Raw genomic sequence first — 1,176 nt, 5'->3', positions numbered from 1 at the left:
GACTATTTGACCGAAGGTGCGAGCGCCACCGAGACCTTTACCGCGACGGTAACGGACGACCAAAACGCGACTGCGACACAGTCCGTCACCGTGACCATCACTGGAACGAATGACGCGCCGGTGGTTGCAGCAGCGCTGACGGCTGCGGCGGACGAGGATGATGCGGGCTTTAGCGTTGATCTGCTTGATGGTGCGTCGGATGTGGACGCGGGCGAAACGGCAACGTTGAGCGTGCAGAATGTGAGCGGCCTTGTTGATGGGGTGACGCTGTCCGGCACGGTGCTGAGCGTTGATCCCTCCGATTCCAGCTTCCAATCGCTGGCGCTGAACGAGCAGCGTGAAATCGAAGTGAGCTATGAGGTCGTCGATGCGCAGGGTGCGACAGTTGAGCAAACGGCGACAATCACCATCACGGGCACGAACGACGCGCCGGTTGTCGCGGCGGCGCTGACGGCTGCGGCGGCCGAGGATGATGCGGGCTTTACCGTTGATCTGCTTGATGGTGCGTCGGATGTGGACGCGGGCGAAACGGCGACGCTGAGCGTGCAGAACGTGAGCGGCCTGGTCGAAGGGGTGACTCTTTCCGGTACGAAGCTGAGCGTTGATCCATCCGATGCGAGCTTCCAGTCCTTGGCTTTGGGTGAAGAACGCGAGATCGCGGTGAGCTATCAGGTCGTCGATGCGCAAGGCGCAACAGTTGATCAAACGGCAACAATCACCATCACCGGCACGAATGACGCGCCGGTGATCACATCGACGCCGATCACCTCTGATCTGACGGTTGGTCTGGTGGCAGAGGGCAGCTTTGGACCCGAAGGATTCCTCGACAACTACACCGGTACAGCCGGACAGGCAGAGATCGTGACGCTAAATGGCGAAGACGTGCTGCGTGTCGGGCCGCAATCGGTGATCCGCAAACCGCATACCTTGATCGAATTGGCCGCTCCGGGTGCGCTTGGGTCGGATGATGTGGTGACGATTGATGTGTCAGGGCGCGGGGTGCGTACCAGCGGCTATCAGGATTATCTCTTTGGAATCTCGGATGGTACTGGAGCGTTGACCCTGTTTACCACAGACACGACAGGCAACGGCGGCAACCTGTTCGCGGACTTCATCAAACCGTCCGGCGAGGTTGGTGTCGGCTTCCCGTTCAATCCCGGTGTCACCTCTCGGATT

At 60.1% G+C, this 1,176-nt stretch carries 1 protein-coding gene; it reads left to right on the top strand.

Translation table 11 applies throughout. From position 1 onward, the window contains the following. Positions 1–1,176, top strand: a 1,176-nt coding sequence (locus ABYT07_RS21320) for a VCBS domain-containing protein (protein ID WP_372993992.1), incomplete at both ends; no start/stop codon positions are given.

Source organism: Sulfitobacter sp. (assembly GCF_041552635.1).
Taxonomy (GTDB): Bacteria; Pseudomonadota; Alphaproteobacteria; order Rhodobacterales; family Rhodobacteraceae; genus Sulfitobacter.
This window is presented reverse-complemented; position numbering and strand designations above follow the sequence as displayed.